Origin of the sequence: Streptococcus mitis, assembly GCF_009496285.1 — a bacterium.
In the GTDB taxonomy this organism is placed as follows: Bacteria; Bacillota; Bacilli; order Lactobacillales; family Streptococcaceae; genus Streptococcus; species Streptococcus mitis_BP.
The window spans coordinates 70683-88884 of sequence record NZ_WIJK01000005.1; the positions used below are offsets into that span (position 1 = coordinate 70683).

General features: G+C 41.6%; 14 protein-coding genes. 11 read left to right on the plus strand and 3 right to left on the minus strand.

Going from position 1 to position 18202, the window contains the following annotated elements:
- Nucleotides 1-255 precede the first annotated feature (255 nt).
- From GEZ89_RS02840 to folK, 7 genes are all read left to right on the plus strand, one after another.
- Nucleotides 256-5235: an endo-beta-N-acetylglucosaminidase gene (locus tag GEZ89_RS02840; protein WP_153224888.1), complete on the plus strand. Its 4980-nt coding sequence runs from the start codon at nucleotides 256-258 to the stop codon at nucleotides 5233-5235.
- 303 nt (nucleotides 5236-5538) lie between these two features.
- The gene (locus GEZ89_RS02845; protein WP_153224889.1) at nucleotides 5539-6072 is read left to right on the plus strand and encodes a hypothetical protein; all 534 of its coding nucleotides are present in this window, start codon (nucleotides 5539-5541) and stop codon (nucleotides 6070-6072) included.
- 374 nt (nucleotides 6073-6446) lie between these two features.
- Complete coding sequence (locus GEZ89_RS02850; RefSeq protein WP_001096781.1) at nucleotides 6447-7646, plus strand: phosphoglycerate kinase; 1200 nt, start codon at nucleotides 6447-6449, stop codon at nucleotides 7644-7646.
- 289 nt (nucleotides 7647-7935) lie between these two features.
- Entirely contained in the window at nucleotides 7936-8886 is a 951-nt protein-coding gene (gene folP / locus GEZ89_RS02860) for a dihydropteroate synthase (protein WP_153224890.1), read from the plus strand.
- A 1-nt stretch (nucleotide 8887) separates the two neighbouring features.
- Nucleotides 8888-10186 carry a bifunctional folylpolyglutamate synthase/dihydrofolate synthase gene (locus tag GEZ89_RS02865; RefSeq protein WP_153224891.1) on the plus strand — a complete coding sequence of 433 codons (1299 nt, stop codon included), beginning with the start codon at nucleotides 8888-8890 and terminating at the stop codon, nucleotides 10184-10186.
- Nucleotide 10187: 1 nt separating this feature from the next.
- Complete coding sequence (gene folE / locus GEZ89_RS02870) at nucleotides 10188-10742, plus strand: GTP cyclohydrolase I FolE (RefSeq protein WP_000380927.1); 555 nt, start codon at nucleotides 10188-10190, stop codon at nucleotides 10740-10742.
- A 40-nt stretch (nucleotides 10743-10782) separates the two neighbouring features.
- Nucleotides 10783-11595 carry a 2-amino-4-hydroxy-6-hydroxymethyldihydropteridine diphosphokinase gene (gene folK, locus GEZ89_RS02875; RefSeq protein ID WP_153224892.1) on the plus strand — a complete coding sequence of 271 codons (813 nt, stop codon included), beginning with the start codon at nucleotides 10783-10785 and terminating at the stop codon, nucleotides 11593-11595.
- Nucleotides 11596-11637: 42 nt separating this feature from the next.
- On the opposite strand, the gene GEZ89_RS02880 is transcribed toward folK, so the two are convergent.
- Nucleotides 11638-11955, minus strand: a complete 318-nt coding sequence (locus GEZ89_RS02880) for a DUF960 domain-containing protein (protein WP_153224893.1) — start codon at nucleotides 11953-11955, stop codon at nucleotides 11638-11640.
- A 205-nt stretch (nucleotides 11956-12160) separates the two neighbouring features.
- Here GEZ89_RS02880 and ccpA point away from each other — a divergent pair, with 205 nt between their 5' ends.
- The gene (ccpA, locus tag GEZ89_RS02885; RefSeq protein ID WP_153224894.1) at nucleotides 12161-13168 is read left to right on the plus strand and encodes a catabolite control protein A; all 1008 of its coding nucleotides are present in this window, start codon (nucleotides 12161-12163) and stop codon (nucleotides 13166-13168) included.
- A gap of 303 nt (nucleotides 13169-13471) precedes the next feature.
- On the opposite strand, the gene GEZ89_RS02890 is transcribed toward ccpA, so the two are convergent.
- Nucleotides 13472-14434: an asparaginase gene (locus GEZ89_RS02890; RefSeq protein ID WP_153224895.1), complete on the minus strand. Its 963-nt coding sequence runs from the start codon at nucleotides 14432-14434 to the stop codon at nucleotides 13472-13474.
- Between the two features lie 65 nt (nucleotides 14435-14499).
- Between GEZ89_RS02890 and GEZ89_RS02895 the strand changes: the two genes are divergently transcribed.
- Complete coding sequence (locus GEZ89_RS02895; RefSeq protein ID WP_153224896.1) at nucleotides 14500-15891, plus strand: Cof-type HAD-IIB family hydrolase; 1392 nt, start codon at nucleotides 14500-14502, stop codon at nucleotides 15889-15891.
- Between the two features lie 221 nt (nucleotides 15892-16112).
- On the opposite strand, the gene GEZ89_RS02900 is transcribed toward GEZ89_RS02895, so the two are convergent.
- Nucleotides 16113-16565, minus strand: a complete 453-nt coding sequence (locus GEZ89_RS02900; RefSeq protein ID WP_000194258.1) for a universal stress protein — start codon at nucleotides 16563-16565, stop codon at nucleotides 16113-16115.
- Nucleotides 16566-16709: 144 nt separating this feature from the next.
- Here GEZ89_RS02900 and GEZ89_RS02905 point away from each other — a divergent pair, with 144 nt between their 5' ends.
- Complete coding sequence (locus GEZ89_RS02905; RefSeq protein ID WP_153224897.1) at nucleotides 16710-17549, plus strand: metallophosphoesterase family protein; 840 nt, start codon at nucleotides 16710-16712, stop codon at nucleotides 17547-17549.
- A gap of 71 nt (nucleotides 17550-17620) precedes the next feature.
- Entirely contained in the window at nucleotides 17621-18058 is a 438-nt protein-coding gene (locus GEZ89_RS02910) for an Rrf2 family transcriptional regulator (RefSeq protein WP_153224898.1), read from the plus strand.
- Nucleotides 18059-18202: the final 144 nt, after the last annotated feature.

Genomic DNA, 18202 nt, shown 5'->3' on the forward strand with positions numbered 1-18202 from the left:
TAAAGGATAAAAGTAAATCTAACAAGTAGTAAATGCTCTTTTTTTGAGAAAATGTTGATTTTATTCAAAAAATGGTCAATGATTGTCTAATTTATATTAATTCTTCACTTCTATATAGTTCTTTTGGGACTCATGTTGACTCTTCATTTAAATAGCGTAAAATGGTAATGAACTGTTCTATTATCTTTATTAGGGCAGCTACTTTTTTAAAACAAAAATAAAGCGCTTACTTTTCTAAGAGTAAAAGGAGAAAAAATGAAGAATCCATTTTTTGAAAAACGTTGTCGCTATAGTATTCGAAAATTGTCAGTGGGTGCCTGCTCTTTGATGATTGGTTCAATCCTATTTGCAGGACCAGTCTTAGCTGAAGAAGCAGTTATTGCTGAAAATGCTACGGGGACAACAGCAGTAGCTTCGGAGCAACCGTCAACCACTACTCCAGCAGAAGCAACTACACCAGCACCAGAAGTATTGAAAGAGCTAGAAGCAAGGGAAGACAAGACAAGCGAGCAGCCTGTTTCAGAAGAAAAGCCAACCTTGGATCAATTGACTGCAGTTGATAAGGAAGCAACTAATCCAGTTGCTGAAACGCCTAAGGCTGAAGAAACGCCTGCAACTACAGAAAATAAGCTGGAAGAAAAAGCTACTGTCGCTGACGTTCCTAAGAAAGAAGAAAAAAGTCTTCGACCAAAAGAAATTAAGTTTGACACATGGGAAGATTTGTTGAAATGGGAACCAGGTGCTCGCGAAGACGATGCTATTAACCGCTCTTCAGTAGAACTAGCCAAGCGCTATCGTGGATATGTGGTTAACGAAAAAGCTAATAAGGACGCTAAGGTTGAAGCTCTTGCTAACACTAACTCTAAGGCTAAAGACCATGCTTCTGTAGGTGGTGAAGAGTTTAAAGCCTACGCTTTTGACTACTGGCAGTACCTGAATTCCATGGTCTTTTGGGAAGGGCTCGTCCCAACTCCGGACGTGATTGATGCTGGTCACCGTAATGGTGTCCCTGTATTGGGTACCTTATTCTTTAACTGGTCAAATAGCATTGCAGACCAAGAAAAATTTGCTGCAGCCCTTCAACAAGACGAAGACGGAACATTCCCTATCGCTCGCAAGTTGGTTGATTTGGCCAAATATTATGGATTTGACGGCTACTTTATCAACCAAGAAACAACAGGTGATATCGTAACACCTCTTGGTAAGAAAATGCGTGACTTCATGCTTTATACCAAGGAATATGCTGCTAAAGTCAACCATCCTGTCAAGTATTCTTGGTACGATGCCATGACCTATGAATATGGTCGTTATCACGAAGATGGACTTGGTGAATACAACTATCCATTCATGCAAAAAGAAGGGGACAAGGTTCCTGCAGATCACTTCTTTGCCAACTTTAACTGGACTAAAGAGAAAAATGATTACTCTGTAACAATGGCGAAATGGCTAGGACGCAGTCAGTATGATGTTTTTGCAGGTTTGGAATTGCAACAAGGTGGTTCTTACAAGACAAAAGTGAAATGGGATGCCCTTTTTGATGAAAATGGCAAACTTCGCTTATCACTAGGTCTCTTTGCCCCTGATACTATCACTAGTCTTGGGAAGACAGGAGAAGACTATCACAAGAATGAAAATATCTTCTTCACAGGCTACCAAGGAGATCCAACTGGACAAAAACCAGAAGACAAGGACTGGTACGGTATTGCTAACCTAGTGGCTGACCGCACCCCAGCAGTGGGACGTACTTTTACAACATCCTTTAACACCGGACATGGTAAGAAATGGTTTGTGGACGGTAAAGTTTCTAAGGATTCTGAATGGAACTATCGTTCTGTATCAGGTATCTTGCCTACATGGCGCTGGTGGCAAACTTCATCAGGTGCTAAACTTCAAGCTGACTATGACTTTGAAGATGCTTACAATGGTGGTAACTCACTTAAGTTTGCGGGTGATTTAGCTGAAAATACCAATCAAGATGTTCGTCTCTACTCTACAAAACTGGAAGTAACAGATAAAACAAAACTTCGGGTTGCCCATAAGGGTGGTAAGGGAAGCAAGGTTTATGTAGAGTTTGCGACTCAGAAAAACTATACTTATGGTGGAGAGAATGCTCGTAAAGAACTGACTCTATCTGACGATTGGACAAAAGATGAATTTGACTTGAGTGCCTTGGCAGGTAAGACAATTTATGGCATCAAGCTTACTTTTGAAAATACTGCTGCCCTTAAGGATTATCAATTTAACTTGGGTGAGTTGACTGTAACAGATAATCAAGAGGCTCCTCAAGCACCAACAGCTCTAAAAGTAGCTAAGCAATCTCTGAAAAATGCCCAAGAAGCAGAAGCTATTGTCCAATTTACTGGAAATAAAGATGCTGATTTCTATGAAGTTTATGAGAAGGATGGCGATGCTTGGCGCCTATTGACAGGCTCATCTGCCACTACTATCTACCTACCAAAAGTTAGCCGTTCAGCTAGTGCAACTGGTACTAGTCAAGAGTTGAAGGTTGTCGCAGTTGGTAAGAATGGCCTTCGTTCTGAAGCAGCAACAACAAACTTTGACTGGGGGATGACTGTCCAAGACACAAGTCTTCCAAGACCATTAGCAGAAAATATCGTTCCAGGAGCAACTGTTATCGGAAGTACCTTCCCAGACACAGAAGGCGGCGAAGGCATCGAAGGTATGTTGAATGGTACGATCACCAGCCTATCTGACAAATGGTCTTCTGCTCAGTTGAGTGGTAGCGTAGATATCCGTTTGACACAACCACGCCGTGTCGTTAGATGGGTCATGGACCACGCTGGTGCTGGTGGAGAATCTGTCAACGATGGTTTGATGAATACCAAAGACTTCGACCTCTACTACAAGGATGAAGCTGGAGAATGGAAACTAGCCAAGGCTGTTCGTGGCAATAGAGCTCACGTTTCAGACATTACCCTTGATAGCCCAATTACGGCGCAAGAATGGCGTTTGCACGTTATTACATCTGACAATGGAACACCATGGAAAGCCATTCGTATCTATAACTGGAAGATGTATGAAACTCTTGATACGGAGAGCCAAAATATTCCAATGGCTAAAGTTGCAGCGCGTGTCCTAACGGACAATAAGATTCAGCTTGGCTTCTCAGAAGTTCCTGCTGGAGCTACCATCACAGTTTATGACAAGGCAGATTCACAAACTCCAATCGCTACCTTAAATACAGCAGTTGGAGGAGATTTGGCGACAGATCCATTGAGCTTTGAAAAACGTCCGAGCCTTCTTTACTATCGTACACAATTGCCAGGTAAAGAAATCAGTAATACTCTTGCTGTGACTATTCCTCAGGATGAGAGAAAGATTAAGGCTGTCAGCCTAGAAGTAGCACCTAAAAAGGCAAGTTATCAAGTTGGTGAGGAATTGAATCTTAAAGGTGGTCTTCTCCGTGTCAAATATGAGGGTGAAGAAGCAGATGAAGTCATCAACCTCAGTCATGCAGGTGTAGTTGTTAACGGCTATGATGCTCACCATCATGGTGAACAAGAGTTAACAGTAACTTATCTTGGTCTTCCAGTTGCAGGAAGCTTCAAGGTTCAAGTGACTGGTGAAGAAGCTGGTCCAAAAGAAGTCGCAGCCTTGTATATTAGCAAACAACCGAAAATTGATTACTTGGTAGGCGATGCTCTTGACTTATCAGAGGGACGCTTCAAGGTCTTGTATGATGATGAAACTGAGACAGAACATAGCTTTACAGACCAAGGAGTCGAAATTACAGGCTATGATGCTCAAAAAACAGGCCGTCAAAAACTCCAATTGCACTATCAAGGACAAACTGTCGAATTTGATGTTCTAGTATCACCTAAAGCAGCTGTCAACGACGAATATCTGAAACAAGAAATCACATCTGCTCAAGGACGCAAAGGAACGACAGCTTATACATTTGCGGATGCTGAAAAACAAGCAGCTCTCGTTGAGAAGATTGAAGCAGCAAAAGCTGTCCTAGAAAACCACGACGCTAGTCAAGAAGCAGTCAACCAAGCCTTGAACGACTTGAAACAAGCAGGTGCTGACTTGAATGGTGTACAGGTTTATCAAACAGCTAAGGAAGAGCTTGAAACTCTTCTAGGAAAAGTTCGTGAGAAAAATGCAGACGATCCAATCATCGCTCAAGCAGAAACTCTTATTGGCTCAACAAATCCAACTCCAGAAGCATTTGCCAACCTCAAGGAAGAACTCAATAAAAAACTCCTTGTTAAAGAAAGCCATCATGTAGGTAGCTTAGAAGAAGGCGAAACTGCCCCAACAGTTGAAGCACTACCTGAATTAGTGGTTGAGACAGAAACTCAAGCCTTCGAGAGTCAAGAACGTCCGTCAGGAGACCTCTTGTTGGGTGAACGTCGAGTCGTTCAGGCTGGTGCAGAAGGACAAATCCGTCATTTGATCGAAGTGGATGCCAAAGGCAACCGTACTCTTCTTAAGACAGAAGTAGTCAAGGAAGCAGTGGCAGAGATTACTGAGGTTGGTACTAAGGTAGAAAGCCGTGTTCAACCATTGGACGGTTCTGGAAATCTTGTTCTCGAAAAACTAGAATTGGAAGTGAAAGAAGAAGCCGTAGCCTTCAAACACCAAGAGCGTCCGACAGGAGAGCTTTTACTAGGTGAACGCCGTCTGGTTCAAGCAGGTGAGGCTGGGAAAATCCGTCACTTGATTGAGGTAGATGCTAAAGGCAGTCGCACACTTCTTCAGACAGAGGTAGTCAAGGAAGCAGTGGCAGAGATTACTGAGGTTGGTACGAAGGTAGAAAGCCGTGTTCAGCCACTAGATGGAGTCAAAGATTTGACAATTAGCAATCCAGCATTGGTGATTGAAGAAGAAAAAGTTGCATACGGCCATGAAGAACGAGTAAATCCTAGCCTTCAAGCAGGAGAACGTCGAATTGTTCAGGCCGGAGTTGAAGGGCTTCGTAGAAATCTTGTAGAAGTTGATGCAGAAGGAAACCGCAGTCTGAAGGGGACAGAACTTGTCAAAGAAAGTGTAACTGAGATTGTTGAGATTGGGTCAAAAGTTGATGTCCAAGATGACAAACCTCTTGCCCCTGCTCCAGTAGCACAAGCAGCTAAGCAGGAAGTTTCAAAACCTGAAGGAAAACAACTTCCAAGTACGGGTGAAGAAGTAGATGCAAATCTCCTTGCTTTAGGCTTGGTTGGAGTTCTTGGTGGCTTTGGACTACTCGCTCAAAAGAAAAAAGAAGATTAACTTAAACTTCTTAATTGACCGTCTGATAGGACAAACATGTTTATGATAGATGAATTCAAAATTGGATAATATATTCGAAAGTTTGAAACAACAATAGTTTAAAAGGCAAGGACCATCATTTTTGGCTCCTGCCTTTTTGCATTCTTAGAATGTTTGTGTTAAGATTTTTATTACTCCATAAGAAACCTTGTAATGAAATGTTTGCATGTTCTGCTTTTAATTTTTTTGGTTGTGTCTGTTTATAGAGTTATTTCTAGTAACTCTCATCAAGAATTGGTTTGGGAATAAGAAAGGAAAAAGAAGATGAAATTGTTAAAAGTAGTCATTGCTGTAATCATTGTAGTAGTGAGCCTTGGCTTAGTAGTATTTATAGGAGCGAGTATGTATGCTGTTACTACGATTAATTTGCTATCTAACTCAGTTTATTATGCGCAACGGATGCCTCATAAGGAAGAAACAGAACCCGACTTAGTCATGTTGATTGAAAACATGGGGGAGATTTATACTCCGAAAATTGAAGGTATTCGCTATGATAATGGAGCGAATTTTATCGAAAATTCTATCGATTCAAGTGGTTATCCTACAAGTTTTGGAGAGTCTGTTGGAGGTTATAGTTACAGTGATAAAAACGATGTGTCCTATAAGTTTAATAAAAATTTTGAGCTTGAGTGGGCTCTCGACAAAGATTATAAAAAAATTGATACTGCAACAATTGATGAAAAAAAGATAAAAGGAGAAATTAGAGAGACCCTTAAACCCATTCTTGATGTACAATCTAAACCCGTGGTCAATCTTCAATGGTTGTTTAATATGAAGTATCAGGATAGGTTTAATTAGAGATGCGGATAAGTCTTTAATTTGAAATTAAACTGAACAAAAGTGATTCAACTCTTAGACATGCGATGCTGATATTTCTGAGAGTTTTTCTATCGCAATGCAAAACTTTCAAAATAGATTTTTAAAAATTGAACGGTTTCTGAAAAGTTAGTTCAAAAAATAAAGACACAACTCCAGACAGTAGCTCTTTCTCTATAAATGAGTAACATACCATAGATGAAGATAAAAACAGTGAGGGATTTCCTCAGAGAGTAAAGAGTAAGTCTAATTTACTAGAGCGAGTTGTTTCAGGATAAAAGTTTAAGGTTTTGCTATCTCTTTTATTGATTTTGTGATATAATTAACACGTAAAAAAAATTAAGGAGTCTTTCCAAATGGCAAAATTGACTGTTAAAGACGTTGAGTTGAAAGGGAAAAAAGTTCTCGTTCGTGTTGACTTCAACGTTCCTGTAAAAGATGGCGTGATTACTAATGACAACCGTATCACTGCAGCTCTTCCAACTATCAAGTACATCCTTGAACAAGGTGGACGTGCGATTCTTTTCTCTCACCTTGGACGTGTAAAAGAAGAAGCAGACAAAGCTGGTAAATCACTTGCTCCTGTAGCTGCTGACTTGGCTGCTAAATTGGGTCAAGAAGTTACTTTTCTTCCAGGTGTAACTCGTGGTGCTGAATTGGAAGCAGCTATCAACGCTCTTGAAGATGGACAAGTTCTTTTGGTTGAAAACACTCGTTTTGAAGATGTTGACGGTAAGAAAGAATCTAAAAACGATCCTGAACTTGGTAAATACTGGGCATCACTTGGAGATGGTATCTTCGTAAACGATGCATTCGGTACAGCTCACCGTGCACACGCATCTAACGTTGGTATCTCAGCAAACGTTGAAAAAGCTGTTGCTGGTTTCCTTCTTGAAAACGAAATTGCCTACATCCAAGAAGCAGTTGAAGCTCCAGAACGTCCATTCGTGGCTATCCTTGGTGGTTCAAAAGTTTCAGACAAGATCGGTGTTATCGAAAACTTGCTTGAAAAAGCTGATAAAGTTCTTATCGGTGGTGGGATGACTTACACATTCTACAAAGCACAAGGTATCGAAATCGGTAACTCACTTGTGGAAGAAGACAAATTGGATGTTGCTAAAGCTCTTCTTGAAAAAGCAAACGGCAAATTGATCTTGCCAGTGGACTCAAAAGAAGCGAACGCATTTGCTGACTACACTGAAGTGAAAGACACTGAAGGTGAAGCAGTTGACCCAGGATTCCTTGGTTTGGATATCGGTCCTAAATCTATCGCTAAATTTGACGAAGCTTTGACTGGTGCTAAAACAGTTGTATGGAATGGTCCTATGGGTGTATTTGAAAACCCTGACTTCCAAGCTGGTACAATCGGTGTGATGGACGCTATCGTTAAACAACCAGGCGTTAAATCAATCATCGGTGGTGGTGACTCAGCTGCCGCAGCTATCAACCTTGGTCGTGCAGACAAGTTCTCATGGATTTCTACTGGCGGAGGCGCTTCAATGGAGCTTCTTGAAGGTAAAGTTCTTCCAGGACTTGCAGCTTTGACTGAAAAATAAGAATATAAAAAGAGGCTGGGACAAAAGTCCTAGCCTCTCAATTGTCTTTGGATTGTCGAGCAAGACGCAGTGGTTGAGTGGGCTCTACTACGCTGAATTCATCAGCTTTTACAGCCCTACTCAACTGTGCGGAGGTGGGACGACGAAATCGAATTCTAACGAATTACCGATTTCTATCCCACTCTCTTTTTTGCGCCCTTTTACAGTTTGAGAGTAGTGAGGGATAATTGGACAGAATCCAAAAAAAACAGTAAAATAGAGGAATACCAATTTAAATGAAATTTGAGTGATGAATGTGGAAAAAAGAGGGAATCTTACAAAAACAGCTATTTGCGGTATTATCAATGTCACCCCAGATTCTTTTTCTGATGGGGGTCAATTTTTTGCTATTGAGGAAGCCTTGAAACAGGCTCGAAAATTGATAGCTGAAGGAGCCACTATCTTAGATGTCGGTGGAGAATCCACTCGACCTGGAAGTAGCTATGTTGAGATTGAAGAGGAAATTCAACGTATTGTTCCAGTCATTAAGGCTATCCGTCAAGAAAGTGATGTTCTGATTTCGGTCGACACATGGAAAAGTCAGGTTGCAGAAGCAGCTTTACAGGTTGGTGCCAATATAGTCAATGACATTACTGGTCTCATGGGTGATGAGAAGATGGCGGAGGTAGTTGCCAAGGCTAGAGCTCAAGTAGTCATCATGTTTAATCCGGTCATGGCACGCCCACAGCATCCTAGTTCGCTTATCTTCCCTCATTTTGGCTTTGGAGAGCCTTTTACCAAGGAAGACTTAGTTGACTTCGAACAACTATCGGTAGAAGAGTTGATGGCAGCTTTCTTGGATCGTGCTCTATCAAGAGCAGAGAAAGCAGGGATTTCGAAAGACAAGATCATGCTAGATCCAGGGATTGGCTTTGGCTTGACCAAGAAGGAAAACTTGCTCCTCCTACGTGATATCGATAGACTGCACGAAATGGGTTATCCAATCTTTCTAGGAGTCTCTCGCAAGCGCTTTGTTATCAATATCCTTGAAGAAAGTGGCTTTGAAGTCAGTCCTGATACAGAAGTCGGTTTCCGCAATCGTGATACGGCTTCGGCTCATGTGACTAGTATCGCTGCTAGACAAGGTGTGGAAGTGGTGCGCGTGCACGATGTAGCCAGCCACAAGATGGCAGTCGAAATTGCGTCTGCTATCCGTCTGGCAGATCATGCGGAAAATTTAGATTTGAAACAATATAAGTAAGATGAATAAAAACGAAACCAATCAGTGGATAGCAAACTATCGGACAGATCAACCGCATTTCGGCTTGGAGAGGATGGTGGAATTGTTAGCCTTACGTGGCAATCCCCATCTTAAGCTCAAGGTTATCCACATCGGTGGAACCAATGGTAAGGGATCTACCATAGCTTTTTTGAAAAATATGTTGGAAAAGATGGGACTAAGAGTTGGTGTCTTTAGCTCTCCCTATCTGATTCATTATACAGACCAGATTGCCATTAATGGGGAATCTATCCCAGAAGCTAAACTAGAAGTCTTAATGTCGGAATATCGCTCATTACTTGAAGGGGAGCATGCTCAAGCCTTACAAGGAACGACAGAATTCGAGATTATCACTGCTATAGCCTATGATTACTTTGCCTCAGAGCAAGTCGATGTGGCTATTATGGAAGTAGGTATGGGCGGACTTTTGGATAGTACCAATGTTTGTCAGCCTATCTTAACAGGTATTACGACCATTGGCCTGGATCACGTAGCTTTACTAGGGGATAGTTTGGAAGCTATCGCGGAGCAGAAAGCTGGAATTATCAAACAAGGAGTTCCCCTGGTAACAGGAAATATTGTCCCAGAAGCCTTAGTGGTTATCGACCAGATAGCAGAGGAAAAACAGGCTGCTAGAATTTTTTATGGAAGAGATTATCAGGTAAGCCATCATGAGAGTATTGTCACTGGAGAGGCATTTGACTATACAAGTTCTATTAGACAAGGTCGTTTCCAAACAGGATTGCTTGGTTTGCACCAGATTGAGAATGCTGGGATGGCGCTGGCCTTGTTAGATAGCTATTGCCAAGCGACTGGTCGAGAATTGCCAGATAATGCTTTAGTGGCTCAAGCTTTAGAAGAAACAAGCTGGCCTGGACGCTTGGAAGTTGTTTCTAGAGAACCTTTGATGATTTTAGATGGGGCCCACAATCCTCATGCCATCAAGGCCTTGTTGGCTACCTTGAAAGAACGCTTTACGGACTATCAGAAGGAAATCCTCTTTACTTGTATCAAAACCAAGGCCTTGGAGGAAATGTTGGACTTGCTAGAAACCTTGCCCGATAATAAGATTACGCTAACTCATTTTGAGGATAGTCGGGCGACGGATGAAAAAGTCTTGAAAGAGATGTCTGATTCTAGAAATCTCAACTACCAAGATTGGCAAAAATTTCTAGACCAAAAATTATCAGAAAATGAAGAGAAAAAAACAGTTAGGATTATCACGGGTTCATTATACTTTTTAGCCCAAGTGAGAGCCTACCTAATGGAGAGGAAAAATTAGAATGGATACACAAAAGATTGAAGAAGCTGTAAAAATGATTATCGAGGCAGTTGGTGAGGATGCAAATCGCGAAGGCTTGCAGGAAACACCAGCCCGTGTCGCTCGTATGTACCAAGAGATTTTTTCAGGTCTTGGGCAAACTGCTGAAGAGCACCTGTCAAAGTCCTTTGAGATTATCGATGACAATATGGTAGTGGAAAAGGATATCTTTTTCCATACCATGTGTGAACATCACTTCTTACCATTTTATGGTCGAGCTCACATTGCCTATATCCCAGATGGGCGTGTAGCAGGCTTGTCTAAGCTAGCTCGTACGGTGGAAGTTTACTCTAAAAAGCCACAGATTCAAGAGCGTTTGAATATCGAAGTTGCTGATGCCTTGATGGAGTATTTGGGTGCTAAGGGAGCTTTTGTTGTCATTGAAGCAGAACATATGTGTATGAGTATGCGTGGTGTTCGAAAACCAGGAACTGCGACCTTGACTACAGTAGCTCGTGGTCTATTTGAGACAGATAAGGATCTTCGGGATCAGGCTTATCGTCTGATGGGACTATAAAAAATCCGCGTCAAGCGGATTTTTCTAGAAAGGACTAGTTATGGATCAACTGCGAATTAAAGACCTAGAAATTTTCGCCTTTCATGGACTCTTTCCTAGTGAGAAGGAACTGGGGCAGAAGTTTGTCGTTTCAGCCACCCTATCCTATGATATGACCAAGGCTGCGACAGACTTGGATTTAACTGCTTCTGTCCATTACGGAGAACTTTGCCAGCAATGGACGACATGGTTTCAGGAAACGAGTGAGGATTTGATTGAAACAGTAGCCTACAAACTAGTAGAGCGTACTTTTGAGACCTACCCTCTCGTTCAAGAGATTGAGCTGGAACTAAAAAAACCTTGGGCACCCGTGCATCTGCCCCTTGATACTTGTTCAGTAACCATCCACCGTCGCAAAAAGCGTGCCTTTATCGCTTTAGGAAGCAATATGGGGGATAAGCAAGCGAACTTGGAGCAAGCTATTGACAAACTGCGAGCTCGTGGCATCCATATTCTCAAAGAGTCCAGTGTCTTAGCGACGGAGCCTTGGGGTGGAGTGGAGCAGGATAGCTTTGCTAATCAAGTGGTTGAGGTGGAAACCTGGTTGCCAACTCCAATCTTGTTAGAAACCTTGTTAGAGATTGAATCAGAGATGGGACGGGTCAGAGAGGTGCATTGGGGACCTCGCTTGATTGACCTAGATTTGCTCTTTGTAGAGGACCAGATCATCTATACAGACGACCTCATCTTGCCCCATCCTTATATTGCTGAGCGCCTCTTTGTTTTAGAGTCTTTACAGGAAATAGCTCCGCATTTTATTCATCCAATACTGAAACAACCGATTCGCCACTTGTACCAAGGATTGAAAAAATAAGAAAACTCTAGTTTCCTAAGTAGATAGAGGAGACTAGAGTTTTTAAAATAGGTCATTTTCTTCTGGTAGGAGAATGGTTTCCTTCCCATCCATATCCATGACCAGAACTTTAGGTGGATAGAGTGGGTCAAAGGGATGATTGAAGTCGAAGTCAATCGTAGTTGGTAGATGTTGACTAGAAAAACGAAAAGTGATGGAGCCTTCATGATTCAAAAGTCGAAATTCCAATTCATCTTCTAGCTCAAAAACATGCTTTAAAAAATGATCGATTATAAACCAGATTGAATCGATAACATCGTCGGGTAAATTGGTCACCACACCGAAACTGGCACATCGTCTATGAGAATCTGTAAAAGCCATCCCTATCTCCTAATTGATTTTTTTATTATCATACTGCAAACTGCTAGAAAAATCAAGAAAAGTCAACTACCTTTAAAAATATGAGAATGATTTTGAAATTTTTTCAACGAATCTTCATCAAACGCTTGAAAATGCTTACAATTAGTGGTAAAATGAGAACAGTGGAATCATGAAAACAAAATTTTCAAAGTAGAAAGGAAACGGAATGAACACAGATGATACAGTAACAATTTATGACGTTGCCCGAGAAGCGGGAGTGTCAATGGCGACTGTCAGCCGTGTTGTCAATGGCAATAAAAATGTTAAAGAAAATACTCGAAAGAAAGTCTTAGAGGTTATTGAACGTCTAGATTATCGTCCTAATGCAGTAGCACGTGGTCTAGCAAGCAAGAAAACGACAACAGTTGGAGTCGTCATTCCAGATATCACAAATACTTATTTCTCTGCCCTTGCTAAAGGGATTGACGATATCGCGGAGATGTACAAATACAACATCGTCCTTGCTAACAGTGATGAGGATGATGAAAAGGAAGTATCTGTGGTCAATACTCTCTTTTCTAAACAGGTGGATGGCGTTATCTTCATGGGTTATCATTTAACTGAGAAGATTCGCTCAGAGTTTTCACGCTCACGCACACCTGTGGTTCTTGCAGGAACAGTGGATGTGGAGCACCAACTTCCAAGTGTCAATATTGACTATAAACATGCTACGGTTGATGCAGTCCGGCATCTCTTGAAACGAAATAAAAAAATTGCCTTCGTTAGTGGACCATTAGTGGATGATATTAATGGCAAGATTCGCTTATCTGGTTACAAAGATGCTTTGAAAGAAGCGGGAATTAACTACAGTGAAGGTCTTGTTTTCGAATCAAAATACCGTTATGATGATGGCTATGCCTTGGCAGAACGTTTGATTTCTTCTAAAGCAACCGCAGCGATTGTAACAGGAGATGAACTAGCAGCAGGTGTGTTGAACGGACTTGCTGACAAGGGAGTTTCTGTACCAGAAGACTTTGAAATCATCACCAGTGATGATTCGCAAATCGCGCGTTACACTCGTCCAAACCTAACCACCATTGCGCAACCTTTGTATGACCTTGGTGCTATTAGTATGCGTATGTTGACGAAGATTATGCATAAGGAAGAGTTAGAAGAGCGTGAAGTTCTTTTGCCACATGGTTTGGTAGAACGTCATTCAACTCGTAAAGATTAACAAGAAGAGGTCGGGATAAAAATCCCGACCTCGCTTTTTAGTAGTAAAAACTTTTTAGCCAATAGTTCAAGCATCAAGTTGATGGTAGAAGTCTTGCGGGGGTGACTAGAAAACAAGACTTGATCTAGTAATTTCTATCTCACCGACTTTTTTATACTCAATGAAAATCAAAGAGCAAACTAGGAAACTAGCCGCAGGTTGCTCAAAGCACTGCTTTGAGGTTGTAGATGAAACTGACGAAGTCAGTAACCATACCTACGGCAAGGCGACGTTGACGAGGTTTGAAGAGATTTTCGAAGAGTATTATCCTTCCATATAGGCTCGTAATTCCTCTCCTGTGAGGCCAGCATTGATAGCAATGAGGAGTTTGAGACGAGCCTTTTGAGCGTTTAACTCTTTGACAAAGAAGACACCAGCATTTTGCAGGCAAACGCCACCACCTTCATAGGCATAAACAGGTTCGGCAATCCCGTTAAAACAACGAGAGACTAAGGCGATTGGAAGTCCTTCTTGGATAAGGGCGTTCAATTTTTGTGCTGTTTCCTTGGGAACATTTCCAGCACCAAAGGCTTGAATAATAAGTCCATCCAGTTGGTCGACAGGAAGCAAATCAAGTAGTTCTTCTGTCATACCAGCATAGACAGGGATAATAGGGACCAAGCCTTGAATCTTATCAAGGTCAAAACGAACACGGGGTTCAGCTGTTTTGAAGTAGAGAATCTCGTGTTTCATGATGAGCCCAAGAGGGCCGTGGGTCGGCGTTTGAAAGGTGCTAACATTTGTCGTGTGCGTCTTGGTCACATACTTAGCAGCATGAATCTCGTCATTCATCACGACCAAGACACCCTTGTCAGCAGCCTTATCGTCACTCGCTACGCGTAGGGCACTGAGATAATTGTAGACACCATCGCTTCCAAGTTCGTTGGAACTACGCATGGCACCAGTTAGTACGATCGTTTTGTGAGGAACCTCCATAGTATCAAGGAAATAGGCAGTTTCCTCCAAGGTATCTGTCCCATGTGTAATCACGAAACCGTCATAATGATCAGCCTCCTCTTTAATTTTTTGATAGAGGGCCAGCATATGCTTTGGTTTAATATGGGGACTTGGCAGATTAAAAAAGTCGAGGGCGTGGACTTCAACTCCCTCAAGTGGATTGGATACATGATTCATAGGGTTTTCTTGGCTAGTTACAACAGCGCCAGAGTCATCGGCTTGCATGGAAATAGTACCACCCGTATGTAAAACAAGGATTTTCTTAAGCATGATTTACTCACTCTTTCTGAAATGTGGTATAATCATTGTATCACAAAAGGGGAGAATGAGGTAGGATGGAAGTCAAAGCTGTTTTTTTTGATATCGATGGAACACTAGTCAACGATCGCAAGAGTGTTTTGAAATCCACTAAGGACGCGATTAAGATTGTGAAGGAACAGGGAGTGCTTGTTGGAGTAGCGACAGGACGAGGACCTTTTTTTGTTAAGGATTTAATGGAAGATTTAGATCTGGATTTTGCCATAACCTATAACGGCCAATATATCTTTAATAAAGACAGAGTCTTGTTTACAAGTTCTCTTTCCAAATCTCATTTACGGCAGTTGATTGCCTATGCTAAAAAAGAGGGCAAGGAAATTGCTTTGGGGACCAAGGATGCCATGCTGGGTTCAAAAATTATGTCTTTTGGCCTAGGTTCTTTTTCACAAAGAGTGAGTCATTTTGTCCCCTCTATGTTGACTCGTACAGTTAGTCATTCCTTTAATCGAATGGTGAGTAAGGTCGTTCCTCAGAAGGAAGAAGACTTGCTTCAGTTGATGAATCAGCCCATTTATCAAGTTTTGATGCTAATGACGCCAGAAGAATCTGAGAAAGCAGCAGCTGATTTTAAAGACTTGAAATTAACTCGTAGTAATCCTTTTGCAGCCGATGTCATCAACCAAGGAAATTCCAAGTTAGAAGGCATTCGCCGAGTCGGAAAAGAGTATGGTTTTGATCTCAATCAAGTCATGGCCTTTGGTGATTCGGATAATGACCTAGAAATGTTGGCGGGTGTTGGGATGTCAGTTGCTATGGGCAATGGTAGTAGCAGTGTCAAGGAAGTGGCGAAGCATATCACAACCAGCAACCAGCAAGATGGGATTCACAAGGCCTTGGAACACTTTGGTGTTTTGGCTTCAGAGAAAGTCTTTGTCAGCCGTGACTATCATTTCAATAAGGTCAAGACCTTCCACCACATGATGGATGAACGAACTCAGGAAGAACCAAAGGCTTGGGATTTAGAAGGTGCCACCCATAGAGCGGGATTTAAGATAGAAGAACTGGTCGAGTTTGTTCGAGCTGCTAGCTCTTCTGAAGAAGACTTCGAACGGGCAGTTGGACAGTTACACCAAGCATTGGATCAAGCAGCAGAGAAAGTAGTCAAGAAGACACCTGCTCAACAAGATTTGATAGGGCAAGTAGATGCCTTAATTGATACCTTGTATTTCACCTATGGTAGCTTTGTTTTGATGGGAGTGGATCCAGAAAGGATTTTTGATATTGTCCATCAAGCCAATATGGGTAAAATGTTTCCCGATGGAAAAGCTCATTTTGATCCAGTTACTCACAAAATCCTAAAACCAGATGACTGGGAGGAGAGATATGCTCCAGAACCAGCCATTAAAAAGGAAATTGAGCGTCAGATAAAGGCCTATGAACGCCACAAGGAAAGAGCCGATAAGAAATAGGCGGTAGGAAAGGAAGCCGGGAATGATGTTTTTATTTCCTAGCTCCAACTACGACATCAACAATTTATAGTTGGTTGAATCTAGAATAGTACACTACGGATTCTAAAAAAACTTCTAGAAATTAAGTTGGATTTCCCAATCTCTTTGTTCACACCTTAATTCAATCTATTATATAAAAAAATGAGGTTAGGAGAAAAATCCCAACCTCATTTCTGTTTTTATTACAAAGTTTTATCCTTATCTCTAACGACGAGAAGGTCAACGCTGGTATGGCGTAGGATATATTCTGATGAAGAACCAACTAGCAGACGCTCAAAGGCATTGAGTCCTGTTGCCCCAACTAAAATCAAATCAACCTTTTCTTTATCTGGAATTGTTTTAGCTAAGAGAGTTTTAGGATTTCCCATCTCAATAACAACTTTAATGTCTGTGAGCCCAGCATCTTTTGCACGCTTTTCGTATTCAGCCATCAAATCGTTGGCCTCTACTTGCAATTCTTCGTAAACTTCGGCATCAAATGTTGAGATGCTTTGAAGAGCACGTGTGTCAATAACATGGGCAATAGTTAGTTTTGCTTGGTTACGTAGTGCTGAATGAACCCCTTTGATGAAAGCCAAGTCAGCTTCCTTGGAACCGTCAACCGCTACCATGATGTTTTCATAACGTTGTGTCATAGCAAAAACCTCCTCATTCTTATTACCTTCATTGTATTCCTTTTCACTAAAAAAGTAAAGTAAAAAACGATAGGAATATAGATGCTTTTTGACTTTGACTTGGAGTTTGTTATAATAAAACTAGAAAAGCTAAGAGGAAGAGATATGACAAAAATCGCAGTATTATCGGATGTACATGGCAATACAACAGCCTTAGAAGCTGTTCTGGCAGATGCCCAGAAGTCAGAGGTTGATGAGTATTGGCTCTTAGGAGATATCCTCATGCCTGGAACAGGACGAAAAAATATTCTCCAGATTTTGGACACTTTACCAATCACCCATAGAGTTTTAGGGAATTGGGAGGAGAGCTTATGGCGCGCCTGCCATCGTCAGTTAGATGAAAGTAGACCCAGTCATCGTTATCTCTTACGCCAGTGTCAGTATATTATGGAAGAACTCAGCATCGAGGAGATTGAGGCACTGCAGAACTATCCCTTGCAAGTGCACCGCCAGTTTGGAGATTTGAAGCTAGGGATTAGCCACCACTTGCCTGATAAAAATTGGGGGCGAGAGCTGATTCATCTTGGAAAGCAAGAGGACTTTGACCGTCTTGTCACCAATCCGGACTGCGATATTGCCATTTATGGTCATATCCATCAGCAGTTTCTTCGTTATGGTAGTGGTGGCCAGCTCATCCTGAATCCAGGTTCCATTGGGCAACCCTTCTTTTTATCTGAGAATTTACGCAAGGACTTGCGGGCCCAGTACATGATCTTAGAATTTGATGAAAAAGGCTTGAAAGATGCTGATTTTCGTCGGGTTGATTATGATATTGAGGCAGAATTACAGCTAGCCAAAGACTTAAATTTACCCTACTACCAAGTTTATTATGAAAGCTTAGTTAATGGGATTCACCATACCCACAATCAGTACTTGTTGCACGAAATCGCTCAGAGTCAAGGACATGATGTTGAATTGGATGACTGGCTTAGTGGTAACTCTTGACATTACAACTAGAAGAGATATAATAAACTTAAGAAAAGAAAGAACTAATCTGACGAAAAAAGGAGAAGAGGATGCAAATTTCAAGTCGATTTACCATTGCAACTCACATGTTGATTATTATTGCCCTAAAAGGGAAGGAAAGCAAGGTGACTAGCGATTTTCTAGCTAGTAGTGTTGGAGTCAATCCAGTTATTATCCGTAAAACCTTGTCCCAACTGAAAAAGGCAGAGTTGATCTCAGTTGCGCGTGGAACTGGAGGGGCAGAGATTATCAAAGACTTAGAGGATATCAGTCTATTAGATGTTTACCAAGCGGTCGAATGCCTTGGAAAGACAGGTCAACTCTTTAGTTTTCATGACAATCCCAATCCAGCCTGTCCAGTAGGAGCTAACATCCATGGGGTTTTAGATGAGAAATTACAAAAGATTCAGCTAGCCATGGAGCAGGAGCTGAGCCAAACCAGTCTTGCTCAAGTGGTGACAGATGCAGAGAGTAGGCTAGAAGGATAAGAGGACTTTAGATCCTCTCAGAACGAAGACAAACGTTATTTTTGGCGTTTGTCTTTTTCTTTTTTCAAAAATAGTTTGTCTCATCATCTGATATTCCATTCAAAAATCTGTATTTGAGAAAAATAAAAAGGGACATACCCTATC